The organism is Anatilimnocola aggregata, assembly GCF_007747655.1.
GTDB classification, from domain to species: domain Bacteria; phylum Planctomycetota; class Planctomycetia; order Pirellulales; family Pirellulaceae; genus Anatilimnocola; species Anatilimnocola aggregata.
Map to the genome: position 1 here is coordinate 1,626,173 of NZ_CP036274.1, position 18,504 is coordinate 1,644,676.

Annotated in this window: 10 protein-coding genes; 4 read left to right on the plus strand and 6 right to left on the minus strand. The window is 56.8% G+C overall.

The window, feature by feature from the left end:
• Window positions 1-8: 8 nt before the first annotated feature.
• The 4 genes from ETAA8_RS06350 to ETAA8_RS06365 all read right to left on the minus strand — a co-directional run bounded on the left by ETAA8_RS06350 (window position 9) and on the right by ETAA8_RS06365 (window position 8,360).
• Window positions 9-3,197 (minus strand): DUF1592 domain-containing protein, encoded by a 3,189-nt coding sequence (locus tag ETAA8_RS06350; RefSeq protein ID WP_145086492.1) that lies wholly within the window; start codon window positions 3,195-3,197, stop codon window positions 9-11.
• A 141-nt stretch (window positions 3,198-3,338) separates the two neighbouring features.
• Entirely contained in the window at window positions 3,339-3,986 is a 648-nt protein-coding gene (locus tag ETAA8_RS06355; RefSeq protein ID WP_145086495.1) for a hypothetical protein, read from the minus strand.
• Between the two features lie 134 nt (window positions 3,987-4,120).
• Window positions 4,121-5,503: a DUF1552 domain-containing protein gene (locus tag ETAA8_RS06360; protein ID WP_145086497.1), complete on the minus strand. Its 1,383-nt coding sequence runs from the start codon at window positions 5,501-5,503 to the stop codon at window positions 4,121-4,123.
• 4 nt (window positions 5,504-5,507) lie between these two features.
• On the minus strand, window positions 5,508-8,360 hold the full coding sequence (locus ETAA8_RS06365) for a DUF1588 domain-containing protein (protein ID WP_202921608.1): 2,853 nt from the start codon (window positions 8,358-8,360) through the stop codon (window positions 5,508-5,510).
• 538 nt (window positions 8,361-8,898) lie between these two features.
• Here ETAA8_RS06365 and ETAA8_RS06370 point away from each other — a divergent pair.
• From ETAA8_RS06370 to ETAA8_RS06380, 3 genes are all read left to right on the plus strand, one after another.
• Complete coding sequence (locus tag ETAA8_RS06370; protein ID WP_145086502.1) at window positions 8,899-10,770, plus strand: sialate O-acetylesterase family protein; 1,872 nt, start codon at window positions 8,899-8,901, stop codon at window positions 10,768-10,770.
• A 390-nt stretch (window positions 10,771-11,160) separates the two neighbouring features.
• Window positions 11,161-13,017 carry a malto-oligosyltrehalose trehalohydrolase gene (treZ, locus tag ETAA8_RS06375; protein ID WP_202921609.1) on the plus strand — a complete coding sequence of 619 codons (1,857 nt, stop codon included), beginning with the start codon at window positions 11,161-11,163 and terminating at the stop codon, window positions 13,015-13,017.
• A complete protein-coding gene (locus ETAA8_RS06380; RefSeq protein ID WP_145086505.1) occupies window positions 13,014-14,375 on the plus strand; it encodes a DUF2254 domain-containing protein in 1,362 nt (453 codons plus the stop codon). Before treZ ends, ETAA8_RS06380 begins: the two co-directional genes overlap by 4 nt.
• A gap of 27 nt (window positions 14,376-14,402) precedes the next feature.
• Here ETAA8_RS06380 and ETAA8_RS06385 read toward each other — a convergent pair whose 3' ends face one another.
• Together ETAA8_RS06385 and ETAA8_RS06390 are read right to left on the minus strand one after the other, a co-directional pair.
• Complete coding sequence (locus tag ETAA8_RS06385) at window positions 14,403-15,689, minus strand: mechanosensitive ion channel family protein (RefSeq protein WP_202921610.1); 1,287 nt, start codon at window positions 15,687-15,689, stop codon at window positions 14,403-14,405.
• 330 nt (window positions 15,690-16,019) lie between these two features.
• Window positions 16,020-16,583, minus strand: a complete 564-nt coding sequence (locus tag ETAA8_RS06390) for a pyridoxamine 5'-phosphate oxidase family protein (RefSeq protein WP_145086508.1) — start codon at window positions 16,581-16,583, stop codon at window positions 16,020-16,022.
• Window positions 16,584-16,758: 175 nt separating this feature from the next.
• Between ETAA8_RS06390 and ETAA8_RS06395 the strand changes: the two genes are divergently transcribed.
• Window positions 16,759-18,486 carry a histone deacetylase family protein gene (locus ETAA8_RS06395; protein ID WP_145086511.1) on the plus strand — a complete coding sequence of 576 codons (1,728 nt, stop codon included), beginning with the start codon at window positions 16,759-16,761 and terminating at the stop codon, window positions 18,484-18,486.
• The last annotated feature ends 18 nt before the right edge of the window (window positions 18,487-18,504 follow it).

The window sequence follows — 18,504 nt, forward strand, 5'->3', positions numbered from 1 at the left end:
TGTTGAATTTATTTGGTCTGAAAGAGGTCGCTGGCGACGACGGCTTCCACGATCGAACGAAGACCGTGGTGTGTAGGTTTCGTTTTCGCAATGATGGTGTTGATGGCCTCGCGATCAGAAAAACGAACGCCAGCACCAGTCGCATAGATCATGAGCTGGCGGGCGACGTTGCGGGCCAGGGCGTCTTCATCCTGCAGCATGAAAGTGCGGAAGCTGGTGACGTCGGTAAATTTGCGGCCATCAGCGAGTTCGCCGCTGGCGTCCACTTCGGTGCCGAGACGAATCTTCACGCGATTGCGACGGAGGGCGGCATCGCTGATGACTTCGATGGATGGTTCTTCGACGACTTCCTTGCCCTGGCGTGTCTTCTTCGGCTGGCCCGCGAGGCGATAGCGATCTCGCCAGCCACCGATGACATCGAAGTTTTCCAACGCAAATCCCGGTGGGTCCATCTTGGCATGGCACGCTGCGCAGGAGACGTCGGCGCGATGTTTTTCTAGCATCTGGCGGATGGTCACAGCGCCCGTCGCATCAGGCTCGATGGCGGCCACGTTCTGCGGCGGCGGCTGACGCGGGATGCCCAGGATACGCTCCATAATCCACACACCGCGCATCACGGGCGAGGTGGCGGTGCCGTTCGCGGTTACTTTCAAAATGGCGGCCTGGGTGAGGAATCCGCCGCGCGGCGTGCCGGCGGGCACTTTCACTTCGCGCAGGTCCGCGCCATTCACGCCGCGGATGCCGTAGAGCTCGGCGAGGCGTTGATTGATGAGCAATGTGTCAGACGCGACGACTTCGCGCACACCGAGATTCTTCGTGAGCATGCGACGGAAGCTCGCGCGTGTCTCCGCCAACATCGAGTCGTGCAGCCACGGATCGTATTCGGGATACAAGTTCGGATCGGGAGTCGTGAAGTCGATCTTCTTCAGCTCCAGCCATTCATCAAGGAAGTGTTCGACGAAGCGCTCAGAACGAGGATCAGCCAACATGCGTTCGACCTGGGCCTGAAGCGTAGCGGGCTTGGATAAAGAGTTCTGCGCCGCTAGTTCGAGAAGCGTGGCATCCGGGATCGAGTTCCAGAGAAAGAAGGACAGACGCGACGCGAGCGCGTAGTCACCGAGTTTCGTAGGGGCATTCTTCGCGGATTGGGGCACACCGGATTCGAGTCCGATGAGCAGGAAGTCGGGCGAGCAAAGGACTGCCTTGTAACCGGCGAGCATCGCCTCCTCGAAACTGTTGCCACTTTCAAGCTGGGCTTCGATGATCGACGCGTAGGGTGTGATCTCATCCGTAGCCACGGGCCTGCGGAACGCCTGCGTGGCGAAACTTAGCAGCAGACTCCAATGAGAATCCGTGCCGAGCGTAGTTGCAGTTGCGGCAACGGCGCCCGCGGCTTTTGCTGCGCTCACCTCGATGCCGCTGAGGAAGAGGTTGCGATCACGTCGCTTCGGATTGGGGTTGGTTTCGTCGAGGAAGTCGTTGGTAAACTCAACGCCTAGAGTCACCGGTCCCGCACTTTCGACACGGAACTTCGCTCGGTAAGTTTTCGGCGCACTGCGTGGGGCGTCTACGGTGAATCTGGCATGCGGCAATTCGAGGCCATTGAGCAGAAACCGCATCTCTGCAGCTTCATCGCCAGCGGGTGTCTCGGAGGCTGTGACGCTAACTTCGTATTCACCCGCCACCGCGCAATTGATCTTGCCGTTGGTGGTCCCATTCACATTCAACAGCCGCTCGGTGCCAACGATCTGACCTGCATCGCTCAACTTTTCGACTGGTAATGTGAACGTTTCACCTGGCTGGACAGTTGGCGCCCCCGTGAGCATCGGTCGCGGATAGGCGCTCGGCGGCTTGTCGCCAAACAGTCGTTGCTGACTCGCCGGCGGCCATTGTTCGATGAGTGGACCTTCCACCTCGAACCAATCGTATGCCACACCCGGTCCCTCATAAGTGACGACCCCGTTGCTCTGGCCGCCGTTACGCGCGCCCGTTGCCGGCAGGGTCATCGCATGCAGCGAGATGCGCTCACCAGGATTCAGCCAGAGTTTGAACTCGTGGACCTTCGGCTTCAGCGACGGTGCATCGAAGAAGCCGATCACCTCACCCTTGAGCGATGCCCGGATGATCTGCGTCGTCTCCGTCTCCCCGTAGAATTCGACATTCTCCATGCGACCCGCATCCGGCTTCTCCTCCGGCAATGGGGTGAACTCCCACTTGCCCGAATCGTTCTTGAAATAGGGCGGGCCAAAGACGGTAAAGTTCCGCACGAGACCCCGAACCGCCGGCACCGCCTTGGTGCGTTCCCAGCGTAGGCTCCAGGTGGAGAATTTCACGCGATACCAGCCTGAAACCGTCGGCCTGAAGTGGTCGATCTGAATCCCCTCTGGCTGATGCGCGCCGATGACTCCCGTAAACACCGCGACGGAATCCGCTTCTCCGCTGAACGTCGCCGCGCGGTAAGTGTTACCGTAGTCCTTATCCGGGTTACCCACGACATGCGTCTTCAACCCGGGCGCGAGTTCACGCCCCTTGAGCGGCGCGGCGCAATGGATGGCGATGGCGCCGCGCGCCGTATCCTGCCGCGCGGCCGGCTCGCGCCACGTCTTCGTCTCGGGACGGCTTCCCGTCTTCACCACCGCTTGGCCCAACGCGAAGTCCGCCGCTTGCAAATACTTCGTCATTTGGATGTGCGAGAAATCGAGCGCGCCAGCCACCTTGTCGAAACCGAACTGCTGACCATCCTCCGGCAGCAAGTCCTTCACGCTTAGCAGCGGCAGTGCGAGTAGATCGCGCAACGTGCTTTCGTATTCGACCCGATTCATCCGCCGCACGGAGGTGCGGCCGCCTGACTCACCGGCGATCTTCTTCTCGATGGCGATTAACTTCGTACGCAGTTCTCCCAAGAATGCGGCTTTCTCGGCGGGAGACGGCTGGTCCGCATCCTGCGGAGGCATCTCTCCCGAGTGGACGCGGTCGTAGAGAAGCACGAGACGAGCGAGTTGATCGCGGTTTGGATTCTCAAACGAAAGTTGATCAACGCGAAAGTTGCCCTCCGATGCATCCCCGCCATGGCAATCGATGCAATTCCGCTTCACGAATTCGCCTACAGGCAAGGGTGATTCGCTTTGCGCAAATACCGGCAAGGCGATCGTCGCGAGGAGCGTTGCGACCAAGCGAAAAAGAGTAACGCGTATCATGGATTCCCCAGCTCCTACCGACGACAATTTGTTGGTTTCACATAAGGGATCGAAGCGATTTAATCTTACCAGACGCTCCTTGACCGGCGTTCTTTTACACGAGAAAAGTGCGGATGAACTTCGTTATCGCGGTGGTGCCGATCAGCCCGTGTTATCGAGCGGACGCGGACGCCCCCTACGGCGATATACCAAACCTCTGCTTCCGCGATGTTTCCGGAGTCTTCGGTCGCGAACACATTGTGATTCTCCGCCGGCGTCAACGTCGCGAGCCCCGATAACCAACGAGATTTTTGAGAAATCGTGATGAACAGATGACGGGCGGGTCTCCGCTTCGAGCGCCAGCGTCGCTCGTCGAGCCTGGGCCGCTCGTTCGATGTCCGGCAGCAGGGCCACGAGCCGGCTTTGCAAGGTCTTGTCGGAAACCTTGGCAATGAGCGCGGCGCGATCGACGTTTTCCTCCATCGAGAGTATCTGTGTCAGCAGCGCTTTGTCGGCCGGCGAAGTTTCCAGCTGCGCCAACACGCCATCGAGGTACTTTCGCACTTCGGCATCAAGCGTCTCGAATCCCGCGACCAATGCCGGCTGAGCGAACGCTCGCCGCATCGCGTTGTGCATGAGGTACTTGCCCGCTTCGTGTGTCAGGTGAATCTCGTCGCGATAACGATCTGCGAACTTCGCCAGCGGAGCGTGTTTAGCGGCGATGTCCTCCGCGATCTTCGCCAGCCGGTTCTGTGCGAACGTCTGACGAAGCTCCCGCCCCCAATGCAGATGTCGCAGTTCGGCGATCATCGCTCGCAGATATATTCATGGAGCGATTTCCACAGAATGCACGATAGCTGGAAATACGTTGCCTCGGCTCCCGCATCTTTCGGTTCGATCCCCGCTAATCCAAAAGGTTTCGCTCCGCACTACGGCAAGTTGCCTCAAATCAACTGCTTGATCGGTCCAATCTGTGGCAATTTCTTGCGTGACATCTCCAAATCGAGGTCACCGTAGTGTTCGATCAGGTTGCCGTGTGCGTTTAGCAGTGTTGTGTACCAGTTCCCCAACGTCTTATGACCTTCGTTCCCGAGAAACGGCAAGCGGATGTATTGGCCGGCCATATTTTTCAGATTGCAATTGTTGCCAGCCATAATGAGAAACGGGGATTCCGTACCGATGCCATGATGAGCTTCGCCGTTCTCCGGAAAGTACATGATCATCGTGTTGTCGAACATTGTTCCATTACCCTCGGGAACCGTTTTGAGCTCTTCGATGATCTTGATGATCTGATTCACGTGACTGATGCGGATTTGCTCTCGGGTCTTCCAAGCAGGAACTCCGCCGAACGCCTCGTCATGCCCCAAGGGGTGAATGCCGACGCGATCCGTTTCATTTCCCGGCAAACCGGTAATCGGCGTGCCTAGATCGTCAATCGTGTAAGTCACCACGTTCGCCAACCCCGCCTTAAGAGCAGCAATAAGCACGTCGGTCATAGCCGCCTGCTTCTCAGGCGTACTGGCGTTCGGCCCTCCGTTCGCGTGGACTGGATCGATTTTGGGCAGGTGACCTGCAAGTGACTGTGAGATTTCGACCAGCAGCTTGTTGCGTTCGCGAATCGCCTGGATCGAGTCGATATGCAGTTCCTGTCGCTTTTGTTCATGTCCCGCCAATCCACTTCTCTTCAGGCCCTCTTTGCTTTGCAAGAAGGAGAGCATGTCATTGTCGGAATTTACGGCTGCCGGATTCAGAACGGATTTGAACAATTCGCTGCGCGCTGTGCCCGGATCCGCATAGCAGTAATTTCGAGTTTGCGGCGCTGGAGCAGAGAACCCCTCGACGATGCCAGTTCGGCCGCCCGCGAAGGAAAGCTCGACATGCCCGAACGGAGAAGGAAATAGCTTCGCCAATTCAAAATCGATCGTCGTGCGCTTGATTGCGCTCAGAGTATTCCGGTTGGATTTGAAGCAACCCATGACGGACGAAAAAGAATAGTGAACATTTTCACTCATCTTGGCAGAGAGGCCCTGCAGGATGGTCATGTGATCTTTGTAAGCATTCAAGCCTTGCAGCCACCGGGGAAGTTCGAGCTTATGCAGATCCGCATTCAGCGGCTGCTTTTTTTCGTCGAGCTCCCGATCCTTGTCGGAAAAATTAAGAGGCGCGATTTCCAAAGGGCGAATGCCACTCGATTTTCGGATGAACACAAATCGCTTCAGAATCGCCTGGCGACCCGGTGCAGCAAACGCCTGGTTAAAGGACGGCGCCAAAGCCATTACACCGGCGCCAAATACTGACGTCTTTAAGAAACTTCTGCGATTGGTCATGAGATCAGTTTCCTACGGCTTTGCGGTAGATAAATGAGTCGGATGTTAGCAACGAAATAATCACAGCATCGAAACTGCCGCCTTGCGCGAGATAGGCTTGTTCGGCATCGATCAAGGTTTTGGAGTCGGAGAGGACTTCATTACGGCCCAGAAAATATCGGAAAGCATGGCGGATAATGGACTGGCGAACTCGCCGTGATTTACTCAGACGTTCGGCCAGGTCGATCGCATCCCGCACTTCCCCGTCGAGCAAATCGTCGCCCGTGCCGCTCAAGCGGCCAGTGGAATCAACTGGCAGCGACTCGTATACGTCCCGGGTGTCCGTGAGCAGCGTCCAGTCGTCAGGGTTCTTTTTAATAAGTTTGTCTGGGTACTCCAGAGCCTCGTGCGTACGGAATCGGCCGAAGTCATCGTAGCTCTCGAATGCATAACCGAGCGGATTCATCCGTTCATGGCATTTCCAGCAGTAGGTCGCTTCGGTCGCGCTCTTCAAGCGATCACGCAGAGTCTTGTGGTGGTCTTCGGGAATAACGGCATCCACGGTAATCGGCACGTCAGGTATTGTGCCGGCCAGCAACTTCTCGCGTACCCACTTGCCACGGTGGATAGGATCGTTCTCCGTGTTTTTCGCATGCGCGATTAGCCAGGCGGGATGCGTGAGCAGACCTCTGCGATTGGCGACCTTCGCGGGTTGGATCGTTTGATAGTTCCAGTTGTCCAGGCGAATGTTGAAGAAGTTCGCAACGTTATACCCGACCATGAAATCGTAACCGTATCCGCGATACAGGTCGAACGGCGCTGCCTCCGTCTGCCCCTTGTCGAGTCGAGCGGTGATCGACGTCATCGACATCTTAAACAACTGAATGGTCGTCCCCTGCCGATTCCTCGCATCCAGTTTGTCGGGATCGACGCTCCGCATCTTGACCTCCTTGAGGAAGTCTCTGTGGTCGAGCAGATCGTCTTGCTTGAAGTGCTTCCAATCGAGATCCTTGAAGTGCGCATAGATCTTCTTGATTCTGTCGGAGGCAGCCTGCATCCGCTCGTTGTCGCCGTCGTGGTAAACGAAAAACTTGTCCGTGGTCAGCAATTCCTCGAACACATTCTGGTCGTTTTCCAGGATCCACTCCACGACACGGTCGGCCTCACTGAGCAGGCGCGACGTTGCATCTCCGAGCCGATCACCCCCGAACCGCTTCTCATCCTTGAAAATCGTGATCGCGGCGGGATAGCCGAAGAACTCGCGGAAAAAACGCAGCTTACGAATTGCCGTGTCCGTGGTGTTTTCCTGAAAATTCTTGTCTGCCAGAATCGGGTCGATTACGTAGTAGGTGTCTCTCGTCTGCAGAATCCGGAGAATCTCGCGACGATAATCGTCGCGAGTTTGGAGCCGACCGTTCTGAACCGCGAGTAGCAGTTCCGCATCCGGGCTTTGATCCGTCAACGCATAAGCAATTGCATACGCGGCATCGCGCGGATCAAGCAGACTCCGGCCATACTTGTCCGTTTCCCCAGTTCCGAATTCCTGTCGATAGACGAATTCGCTGGACAAGATTAAGGTCTGAATCAGCTTCTGGATTGCCTTGAGATTACCGAGCTTGGTTACGTAGCTTTTGGCCAGGGCCAGATACTCCTCCGCTTCTTTGGCGTCCGGAGAACGCTCAAGAATTTGAGAGAAGAGTTGACCAACGAGATCCGATAGCAGTTGGTCAGAAGGGGGTCCCGCGGCGATCCGTTCGCGCTCGAATTCCTGCTCCCATTTGGCGACGCACTTCTCGATCACGTCAACGTAGTGATCGCCTTTCGTGCGACATGCCTTGATCGCGGCTTTGACCGCACTCATTTCGACTTCAGCCAGCGGTTTCACTTCAACGCGTTTGAGCTTCTGACGTTCCTTGATGACATGTGCGCGAATCTCCGGCAGGTAATCTCGCAGAATCGTCATACGCCCCTGAATTTTCCGTTCATGAACTCCGAAGTAGAACCAGTTTCGCTCGCACAATGACCGGAAATGCTCATCTGACTTTGTCTCGTGCTGGGGATCAAGGAGGAATTGATAAACGGTAACGTCTCCCTCCAGGTCCTTCAGCAGATTCTGAGCAACGTGAAACGGCGCTTTTTCGTAGACCTCACCCTTGGGCAATGCGTCGATTGGCTTGAGTTGCACTGGCACGAATTTCGGAAGCAGCAATTCGTTTTCGCTGCCGTAGAGTTCCTCGCAGAGTTGATCGATGCGAGCTTCCAGAAACGCGCGACGCGAGGCCAGCCTGGTGCCATGATCATCTTCCAGGCCCATGATCCGATTGATCGCAGGCAGATATTTGTTGTTCTTTTTCTTCACCAAGTAGTCGGTAATGTACTCGGAAGTGGCCTGAGCATTCGTCAACATGCTCGACAAGTGCCCTCCGGTAAGATCCTCGTTGGCGTAGTAGCGAACGCCAGAACGATTCGGCAGGAGAAAAGGATTGGTCAGGCTGAGATTCTGAATCCGGTTCCCGCCCTGTACCGTGATTGCTCGTCCGTTCCGCGTAGCTCGCGTGGTGTTCTCGAGGAGCCGCTGGAACTTCGCATTGAAAATATACTCACTGATCAACCAACGCCGGTCGAAAGTAAACCCGGGCAAGTCCTGGAATTCGCCCGAGAAGAGCTTCTCATGTTCGACATAGTTCCCGTACTCGGGCTTCTGCAATTTTTTTTCCAACTTTGACGCTTTGAATCGATGCAATTCTCGCGCAGCCCAATCTGCTAGCTGTGATCGCTCCACCGCCGAGGGCTGCTGTGCGTCTCGCGGCGGCATCTGTCCCAAGTAAAGTTGCTCTTGAACCTTATTGAGCAAGTCCAGCCGGGCTTCTTGATCCAACGAGGCTATTCCATCCAGCCGGACTTCGCCCTCCACGAGGTCGGCCCCATGGCAATCAGTACAGGATTTTCTCAGAACGGCTGCAATGTCTTGGGGAACGACATACTTTTCGGACGACCGCGCAACGGCAGTGGTTGAAATGAAAATGAGCAGTGCGAACAAACGTGGACACAGGCTGCCACACACCATTCTGTCGTCCTCGAGTCGTTTGGCCATTGGAGACGTAACGCAAGCCACACCGTTGCTTAGGAGGCGGTGGAGCCGAGTCGCAACGTTGAATGCTTGAGTTTAGCTGCTGGGAAGGCGATCAGATAGCTCAACGGCATGCGAGGCAGGAGGTCGTCGGACCTGTTTTCACCTGAATGGCGGCAGATTCCTCTAAAATGACCTGCCCGTGGTGTGCTGCCTAGGCACGTTTTGCTCGACGGTGAACTATCATGGCAAGTCGACCGCACGCCAGGGCGATCGAGACCGGGAAGCTTCACGCGGCAGTTCTCCAGCTGACTTTTTCACTTGCTGATTATCGGGACTTTGTCCAATGCACCACCAATACCTCAACTCTCTTCTCGCGTTGCTGGTGTTAAGTGTCGGGACATTTGCGCAGGCGCAATCGACTTCCGCGACGCCGCATTCGCACCTCAGACCAGTGAAGCCCCCGGCATCACTGAAGGTTCACGGAATATTCCGTAGCCACATGGTGCTTCAGCGGGACAAGCCGATCACCATTTGGGGTTGGGCACCCGTGGGCTCGAAGGTGACTGTCGCACTCGGCGACCAGAAGGGCGAGAGCAAGGCCGCTGCAGACAGTGGCAGATGGGAGGTGGTTTTCGCTGCTGAGCCCGCGAACGCGCAGGGCCAGTCGCTCGTGGTGCAGAGCGGTGACGAGAGCGTTCGCATGGACGACATTCTGATCGGCGATGTTTGGGTCATGAACGGGCAGAGCAACATGGCTTTTGCCTTGAAGGGTGTGTTCGAGGCAGATCTCGAATCGGCAACAGCTCACTTGCCACTGCTTCGGCACTTGCGAATTAAAGCCGGGGCCGAATCAGAGTATGTGGAGACAGACATCAAGGAAGAGTTTCTCAACGGTGATGACCCGGACAAGAACTGGAAGGTCGTCACCCCGGCGGTGGCGAGCGAGATGGGGGCCATCGGCTATGTATTCGGATCGCAATTACAACGAGCACTGCAGATTCCCATCGGCATCATCGATAACGCTCGCGGTGGGGCCTCGCTAGAAAGCCTCGTCCCACGGCACAAGTTTGCGGACCATCCCGACGCAAAGGCCTACCTGAAATGGGTCGACGACCGTCGCGCCGCTTTTAGCGAGCAAGCGTTTCTGGCGGAACAGATTCGCAAGTATGAGGAGTCGCTCAAGCAACATGAAAAGCAAATTGCCGACGACCAGGAGAAGGGGCGAAAGGTGAATCGCCGTAAGCCGAACAAGCCGGATGGCAGCATTCGGACATGGTCCGTGCCGGGCCGCAGCCCCAGCGATGCTGCGGCTTGTTACAACGGCATGTTTGGCGTATTCAAAGGACTAAGCATCAAAGGCGTTGCCTTTCATCAGGGATTCAACAACTCCATGATGAACACCTCCTGTAATCCCAAGTTCTACCGCCTGTTGATGAAGCTGATGGTGCAAGGCTGGCGCGAAGACTTTAAAGATCCGCACTTGCCGGTAGCGGTGATCGGTCTGTGCGCCGGCGGCCAAGCCCAAACTGCGCTGAATTTCGAGATGGAAGGCCTATCTACGGCGTCCTACATTCGTGAAGCGCAACAGCACGGCCTGGCCGATATTCAAGATCCCGAGCACACCGCTTATATCCCTTCGGACGACCAGCGGATTCCGCAGTTGCATCCGCAGAAAAAGAAAGAGCTCGGCTTACGCGCCGCCCGTTGGGCACTGAAGACCGTGTATGGCATGAACATCATCTGGGACACCGCGAATATAGTCTCGGCTAAGCAAGAGTGGCCGGCGCTGGTGTTAACCTTCGATCGCGCGGTGTTCCCTGATGACATGAGCGCTGTGATCGAGGGATTTTCGATAGCTGACCGCTCCGGTACCTACTTCATGGCGAATGCATCCATCCGCCCGACGAAAGATAAAGCCATGGCGAACCGGCAAATCGTCGTTTCTTCGCCGTTGGTAACCGAACCGGTCTCTGTGCGCTACTCCTGGGCTCGTGGCCCCATGGGCAATCTGAAGGTCGACGGCAAACCATGGCAGCCGTTGCAGAGCTTCCGCACGGACAACATCGACTTTTCGGCCGAAGTGTCGCATATGGATCCTGATGGTCCCAGGAAAAACGCTGAAGAGCTAAAGAAACTCAAGGAGGAGGCAGCTGCAGCGCTGAAAAAACGCCTCGATAATGCGCAAATGTCCTCACCGCCTCTCGGCTCTCATTGAGTTCGCTGCCTACACGCGAGGCGGTCGTTCATGGCTTGGATTAGCGAATCATGCACAGGCCGGAATTCTTGGCCCGTGTGGCGTCAATTTTTCGCCCGCATCGATCAAAGTTCCATGCCCACTCAGGACAATGCACTGCTTGGAATTCAAAATTCGGCCCCCCGCCAAACTGCTTCGGACACATCGATCGAAGCGGCTTCGCAGAACGCCGTTGCGCCTAATTTTCGTCAAACTGCGGCTGACAACGCGGCAAAGGAATCAGCAACGCTCTCTGACGGGAGAATGTCGTTGAAGTGTGGCGGTCACCAAAAAGCGTACACTGCTTTGGCTTGTTGACTATCTGCGGCATCGCCTCCTCCCGACTTCGAATTGCGGCTCTAATGGGCGGCGATGCGGACCAACTTGAAGGACGATCACGGCGATTGGCAAATCAGGCGTGGTGGCCAGATGCAGCATTTTTCCGAGACGGAGAGGAGCGTCATGATGTTCTGCGTTTGGGCGCCGGCGGCCAGTACTGTGGAGGTGGCCATCGGTGCTGCGCGACATGCCATGCAACTGTGTGACGATGGCTGGTGGGAAGCGGAAGTTAAGGACACCGGCGGCGGGGTGGACTACGGGTTTTCCATCAACGGAGGAAGCGTGCGGCCGGATCCCCGCTCGCCTTGGCAGCCGTACGGGGTGCATGGGCTCTCGCGGACGGTGGACCATGCCGCGTTTCTTTGGACGGACCGCCACTGGCAAGCGCCGCCGCTCGCCTCGGCGGTGCTCTACGAACTTCATATCGGCACTTTTTCGCCAGAGGGGACTTTTGAAGCGGCGATCCAAAAATTGGATCATTTGGCGACGCTGGGCGTAACCCATGTTGAGATCATGCCGATTGCCGAGTTTCATGGCTCGCGGGGCTGGGGTTACGACGGCGTGGATCTGTTTGCGCCGAAAGAGTCGTATGGCGGACCCGACGGTTTGAAGAATTTCGTCGATGCCTGTCATGCCCGCGGGCTGGGAGTGCTTTTGGATGTTGTTTACAACCATTTGGGACCCTCGGGAAATTACCTGGCTGAGTTTGGTCCCTATTTCACGCCGCACCACAAGACTCCCTGGGGAGATGCGCTGAACTTCGATGGCCCGCATTCGGATGAGGTGCGGCGGTTCTTTTGCGACAATGCGCTGATGTGGCTGCGTGATTACCATTTCGACGGTTTGCGCCTGGATGCAGTGCACGCGATCGTCGATACGTCAGCGATTCCGCTCCTGGAGCAATTGGCGACCGAAGTGGACGAACTCAAAGCGCACTTGGGGCGGCATCTGGTGCTGATCGCGGAAAGCGACTTGAACGACCCGCGTGTCGTGCGCCCCTGGGAGATCGGCGGCTTTGGCATTGATGCGCAGTGGAGCGACGATGTCCATCATGCGATTCATGCGGTGCTGACGGGCGAGCGAAAAGGATATTACGCGGACTTCGGCACGCTCGCCGATCTAGCGACTGCCATGCAGCAGCCCTATGTTTACGCGAACCGTCATTCATCCGTACGGCAACGGCGGCATGGCCGACCGCCGCTGGGGCTCTCCGGCAGCAAGTTCGTGGTCTTCTTGCAAAATCATGATCAATGCGGCAATCGAGCGCGAGGAGAGCGTTTGAGCCAACTGGTGAGCCAGGACCGCGCGAAAATCGGCGCGGCCCTGATGATGTTATCGCCGTTCGTGCCACAGCTCTTTCAAGGGCAGGAATGGGCGGCTGCATCGCCGTTCCAGTATTTCGTCGACTACGAAGCGGAACCCGAACTGGCGGAAGCGATCTCGCGCGGGCGGCGGAGCGAATTCGCCGCGTTTGGGTGGTTGCCGGAAGACGTTCCCGATCCAAGGGCGGAGGAGACGTTCCTTTGTTCGCAACTCCAGTGGGACGAAATCGATCACGAACCGCATGCCGAGATGTTGGCCTGGTATCAGCAACTGATTCGCCTCCGTCGGGAAGTGAACTATTTCACCGACGGACGAATGGACCTGATTGAAACCAGCTATGACGAAGAAAAGCATTGGCTCCGAGTGACGCGCGGTCCGATGACGATCGCCTGTAACTTTGGCGCCAGCCGCTGCAACGTGCCGCTCGAGGGGCCGCATGGTATCAAACTCTATTTAACTTCGCAGGCGGGCGTCAGTGTCATCGGCGGCGAGATTTCGATGCCCGCTGAAAGCGTCGCGGTATTGGGGCCGCATTCCACCCATCGAAACGGCAGGCTGTCCCTTTGAACGATTCATCGATTCGCTACCATTGGGAGTCGCTCCGCACGAGCTATTGGTTCATTCCCGCGATTTTAGGAATCGCGGCGATTGGTCTATCGATCATCACGGTTGCCATTGACCATACAATTCGCGAACACGGCGCGTGGAAGGATTGGACGTATACCGGCGGTCCCGAAGGAGCGCGGGCCGTGCTGGCGACGATCGCGGGATCGATGATCACGGTCGCGGGCGTGGTTTTCTCGATCACGATTGTGGCTTTGTCCTTGGCTTCCGCGCAGTTTGGGCCGCGCTTGCTCCGCAATTTTATTCGCGACCGGCGCAATCAATTCGTGCTGGGTACGTTCACGGCGACGTTCCTCTATTGCCTGCTGATCCTTCGCACGGTGCGGGGCTCGGATCATGACGAGTTTGTGCCGGGTGTCAGCGTCACGATTGGCATGTTGCTCGCTATCTTTAACCTCGGCGTTTTGATTTATTTCATTCACCATGTCGCCATTTCTATTCAGGCTACATCTGTCATTCGTTCCGTCAGCGATGAATTGAACGAGACGATCGATCGTCTTTGGCCTGCCAATCTGGGGAGCGAGCCACCCGATGTTTGTGAACTGGCGACGTTACCCTATCCTCAAGACGAAGCACTCCCCGTGCTGGCCGAAGACAGCGGCTACGTAGATGCAATTCAGGACTCAATGCTCATCAAGCTGGCAAAAGAAAACTCGCTCATCATCCGCCTGGCCCATCGCCCAGGTCATTTCGCCGTGGCGGGAACACCGCTGGCCTGGGCTTGGCCGCCGGAACGAGCAACGGAAGACATTACGAAGAAGCTGAACAAAGCATTCGTGCTCGCCAGTCATCGCACACCGTTTCAAGACGTGGAGTTTGCCATCGATCAGCTGGTAGAGATCGCGATCCGCGCATTATCGCCGGGCATCAACGACCCGTTTACTGCTTTGAATTGCATCGATCGGTTGGGTGAAGCGCTCTGCCGATTGGCACGCCGCTCCGCGCCGTCATCCTTGCGATTTGATGATGAAAAGGAGCTACGTGTCATTACCTATCCAGCCCGCTTTGCTGCCGTGACCGATGCTGCCTTCAATCAAATCCGTCAATACGGCGCGAGCAGCGCTGCCGTGATGATTTGCCTGATGGAGACGATTGGCACCATCGCCAGTCAGTGCCGCCGCGAAGACGATTTCGTCGCCTTGGCTCGGCATGCGGAACTGGTCGCCCGCGCGGCCCGCCGCAGCCTGGCCGAAGAAGCCGATCTCGCCGATCTCGAAGAGCGTCATAAAGGCGTATTGCAGGAGTTCGCGCGCCACGTTGGTGGACTGCCGATTGGTCAAGTTCAACCTGCAACGGAGTAGAATTGCGACGTTTCTCGAGAGTCGCTGTCACTTCTTGATTTCAGGACCCAGCAGGTTCTCGCCTTGATCGGGCGTCCAGGCTTCGCGCCCCTGTTTTTGCACTTGAGCCGCTTCGTTCTCCAGCCCTGCTTCGGCTTTGGTGGAAACCGCCTCGGAAGTCCGCGGTGAGAGTGATGGCAGGGCAGACGTCTGCGGCGCATCGGATTGCGCCGATATCGATTCCAGCGTGGACTCGACCACCCGAACCTCCACCCCTTTTGGAAAGATCACCTCGCGCGATTCATCCGGCAGAGAAATGCCAGCGTCTTGCAGCGCGCGTTTGACGAGCCGAATCACGGATGATTTCACCTTCAACCAGCTGTGCTGACTCCCGTCCAGCCAAAAGTAGACGCGCAAATTTACGGTGGCCGCCCCAAGGCTATCGACTAGCACCAACGGTTCGGGATCGGCAAGGACGGCGGGGTGATCGGCCAACACTTGCAGGGCTTGTTGTTGTGCTTCGGGAATGGAATCGTCATACCCCACACCAACCAGAAAATCTTCGCGGCGTCTGGGGTTGCTCGTGTAATTGCAAATCGTGCTTTTGAATACCGTCGCATTGGGAATCTGAACGTCGTTGCCATCCAACGTAATCAGCACCGTGGAGCGCGAAGTCAGCCGCTGCACATATCCGATAATACCCACAATGGCGACCAGATCGCCTTCACGGAATGGGTGTTGAATGCTGAGGAACAGGCTGGCCAGAAAGTTTTCCGTGATTTCGCGAAAAGCGATGCCTAGAATCAAGCCGATCAATCCCGTGCCTCCCACCACCGTGAAGGCCAACTGGGTCATGCCCGCAACTCGCAGAACGAGATAAAGGCCGACGAGAAAAATCAGCACGCCGCCGGTTCGCGCGACGATTTCGCGCAGCAAATGAGCCTGCAGTCGACGGCGAAAAAACTGGCGCAACAAATAAGCGGCCGCTTTCGACAATCCCCAGGCAATGGCGAGGACAATTAGCGCCAGTACGACCAGCGGCAGCGATCTGGCGAGCTCGCGTCCGAGTGAGCGAAATTCGTCTTGTGCCGGACGAAAGTTCCAAACGGCTGGATCTTCGATCTCCATGAGATTTACAACGGCAACAACTCCTTCGGTCTTCGACGCAAGTTCGCCTGCCCACTGCTGCGCACGTTCATCCACTGCAGTGCCACGTAGAAAGACCACTCCCTGCTTCACCTCTACCTTGGCAATCGCAAACCAAGCGGTCGCTTGCAGAATCTCCTTCAGCCGCATGCTGATTTCGTCGTCCGCTGCGATGGGGCGAATGTCCACCTTTTGCGTCGACAGAGTCTTGGCATCCAGGACTTACGACTTCGTGTCCGGCACGGGTTGACTGCGCGCCTCAGCAGCTTGCGACAACAGGCACAGCAAGATTACGCTCCTGCAGAATGCATTTCGCGCGAGGATCAAACGCCAGCTCGGCAACGTCATCATCTATATCCGCTCTCCAAGACCGGGCAGCAACCGCACGAACTTGCCGAGCGCTACTTGGCACCGATTACGAACCGAAAAAAGGACGCAACCGTTAAAGCTACGTCCTTCGTGTAAAATTCGCGTGACTGGCGCCTTACTGGGAGGCACGTTCACTACGAGTCGTTTTATTCACACCGCATCTTCGGCCCCAGCGGCCGCGAGTGCTACGGTGCGTGTCTCAGTTGCGAGTTCATCGGCAGCACTCCAACCCACCTTTTCGTGGACCAGTTCAAAGGTGCCCTTCCACGAGATCATGGAACTGAAGAACCCTCCGCCGGTGGAAGCCTGCTTGTCCCAAAACTCGGCTTCGTCCACGGCGACACGCAGCAGCACCAGATCAGGCGTAGCGAGTCCTTCGGCAAACCAGTTTCGCAACTCCTCCCGCCACAGCAATTCCAGTTTTTGCCGGTCGGTAACGATGTCAGCCGTTCCCGAAAGCGTGACGAATTGATCCTTCGCCGGCGTCGCATACGAAACGTTCACCGCTGAATGTTGGCGGATCTCTGAACAGATCGGCGAAACTCCTGAAACGAAAAACCAGACATCGCCATCAAATTCGTGGCGGGCTGGAATCATCGGCCGGCTGTGCAACTTGCCTTCGGGAGATAACGTCGTCAACATGGCAACGGACATTCCCTCAATCAGGCCGCGCAAGGTATCGATCGTATCCTGGCGTTCAAAAAGCTTGGTCATTTTATCACTCCTCGATTTTCTAACTCTTGAAACTTAATTGCGAGGAAAGTAGTGCAGACACTGCGCCACTGTGCTCCATTCGGTGTAAAAGACAGGTAAAGATCTGGCAGTCTGAAAAATCGTGTCATTTTGGCCAGGGTTCTGCGCTCCAACCTCCATCAATTCTTGCAAATCTATGTTTCGCATCGGTCGTATTTTCGACGTCTCCACGGCTGCCGAGAAACGCCGTTTGGAAGACGTGCAGCGGATCTTTCGCCACGAGTTTCCCACTGTTCCGGAATACGCCAGCAGAATTCCAGAGCTGATCAATAGCGTAGAAAAGGGATTTAAGTTCATCGTCTTGACCGCCGAAAAGGGCCGCGATGAAGTCTTGGGCTTTGCCCTGCTCCATTACTACCCGGATCTGCAGTACGGGTATCTCGACTTCATTGCCAGCGACTCAGAGGAGCGGTCCTCCGGAATTGGCGGCGCTTTGTACGAAGCAGTTCGCGAGTATCTGGATCGGAAATCGGCGAAGGGTCTGCTGATGGAGGTGCCATCCGACGATCCCGCGCTGGTTGCCGATCCGGCGATGCTGCCGGTGAATCGCCAACGGCTGAAGTTCTATGAGCAATACGGAGCATTGCCGATCGTCGGCACAAAGTACGAAACCTTGGCGCCCGGCAGCGAGCCCTATGATCCACCCTATCTGCTCTACGATCCGCTCGGCAGTGAGCGGCAACTTTCGCAAGGTGATGCCCGCCGCGTTGTGAAAGCGATTTTGGTGCGAAAATATCGTTGGGAGGCTGCTCATCCTTACGTAAAAAGTGTGATTGACTCCTTTGCGACCGATCCGGTTCAACTTCGCTCTCCCAAATATTTGCCGCGCGTGACAGCGGCGCGGCCCGGGCACGGTCGGCTGCGGCCGCTCAAGGTCGTGATTGCCGAGCATCACGAGATTCACCATGTGCGCGAGCGCGGCTATGTGGAAAAGCCCGCGCGCGTCGACGCGATTTTGAAAGGTCTGGCCGCGCTCGCGATTGAGCGTCGAGCGCCGCGACATGTGGATGAAAAGCCGATTCGCGCCGTTCACGATGGGGACTTTGTCAGCTACCTGGCCGAGGCTTGCAAAAAGCTCGACCCCAAGGAGACGGTCTACCCTTACATTTTTCCGATCCGCCGGCCCGATCGCAAACCGCGCGATCGCGCTGTGCGGTGCGGCTACTATTGCATCGATACGTTCACTCCGCTTTCGCAGGCGGCGTACACTGCCGCGCGAGCGGCGGTCGATTGCGCGGTCATGGGCGCCGATCTGGTGCTGGACGGCGAGCACCTGGTCTACTCGCTCTGCCGTCCTCCTGGGCATCATGCCGAGCGCCGCGTGTATGGAGGTTTTTGTTATTTCAGCAATGCGGCGATCGCCGCTCATCGCTTATCGATGAAAGGAAAAGTCGCCCTGCTCGACATTGATTATCACCACGGTAACGGCTCGCAGGACATTTTCTACACGCGCGACGACGTCCTGACGATTTCCGTGCACGGCCATCCGAATCACTCGTATCCCTATTTCAGCGGCTTCGCGGACGAGCGGGGCGAAGGAGCCGGGCTCAACTTCAACATCAACTATCCCTTGCCGGAAGGTGTGGATGACGCGCAATACCTCAAGGTGCTCGCCACCGCGATCGCTCGGATTCGGGCTTTCCGCCCGATGTACCTGGTGGTGTCGCTGGGGTTTGACATCATGCGAGGCGATCCCACCGGCTCTTTCATCGTGACGGCGAAGGGGATGCAACGAATCGGCGAAGAGCTGGCAAAAATCGACCTGCCGACACTGGTCGTGCAAGAAGGTGGTTACTCCATCCGCAACCTGGTCCGCGGTTCGCAAGGATTCTTTTCGGGGCTCTGCCAGGGATGGTTTGATTGAGGGCTGATTTGATTAAAG

Excerpts from the sequence above, each read along its gene's own strand:
- ETAA8_RS06350 (WP_145086492.1), bottom strand. The coding sequence starts at position 3,197 with ATGATACGCGTTACTCTTTTTCGCTTGGTCGCAACGCTCCTCGCGACG.
- ETAA8_RS06355 (WP_145086495.1), bottom strand. The coding sequence starts at position 3,986 with ATGATCGCCGAACTGCGACATCTGCATTGGGGGCGGGAGCTTCGTCAG.
- ETAA8_RS06360 (WP_145086497.1), bottom strand. The coding sequence starts at position 5,503 with ATGACCAATCGCAGAAGTTTCTTAAAGACGTCAGTATTTGGCGCCGGT.
- ETAA8_RS06370 (WP_145086502.1), top strand. The coding sequence starts at position 8,899 with ATGCACCACCAATACCTCAACTCTCTTCTCGCGTTGCTGGTGTTAAGT.
- treZ (WP_202921609.1), top strand. The coding sequence starts at position 11,161 with ATGCGGACCAACTTGAAGGACGATCACGGCGATTGGCAAATCAGGCGT.
- ETAA8_RS06390 (WP_145086508.1), bottom strand. The coding sequence starts at position 16,583 with ATGACCAAGCTTTTTGAACGCCAGGATACGATCGATACCTTGCGCGGC.
- ETAA8_RS06395 (WP_145086511.1), top strand. The coding sequence starts at position 16,759 with ATGTTTCGCATCGGTCGTATTTTCGACGTCTCCACGGCTGCCGAGAAA.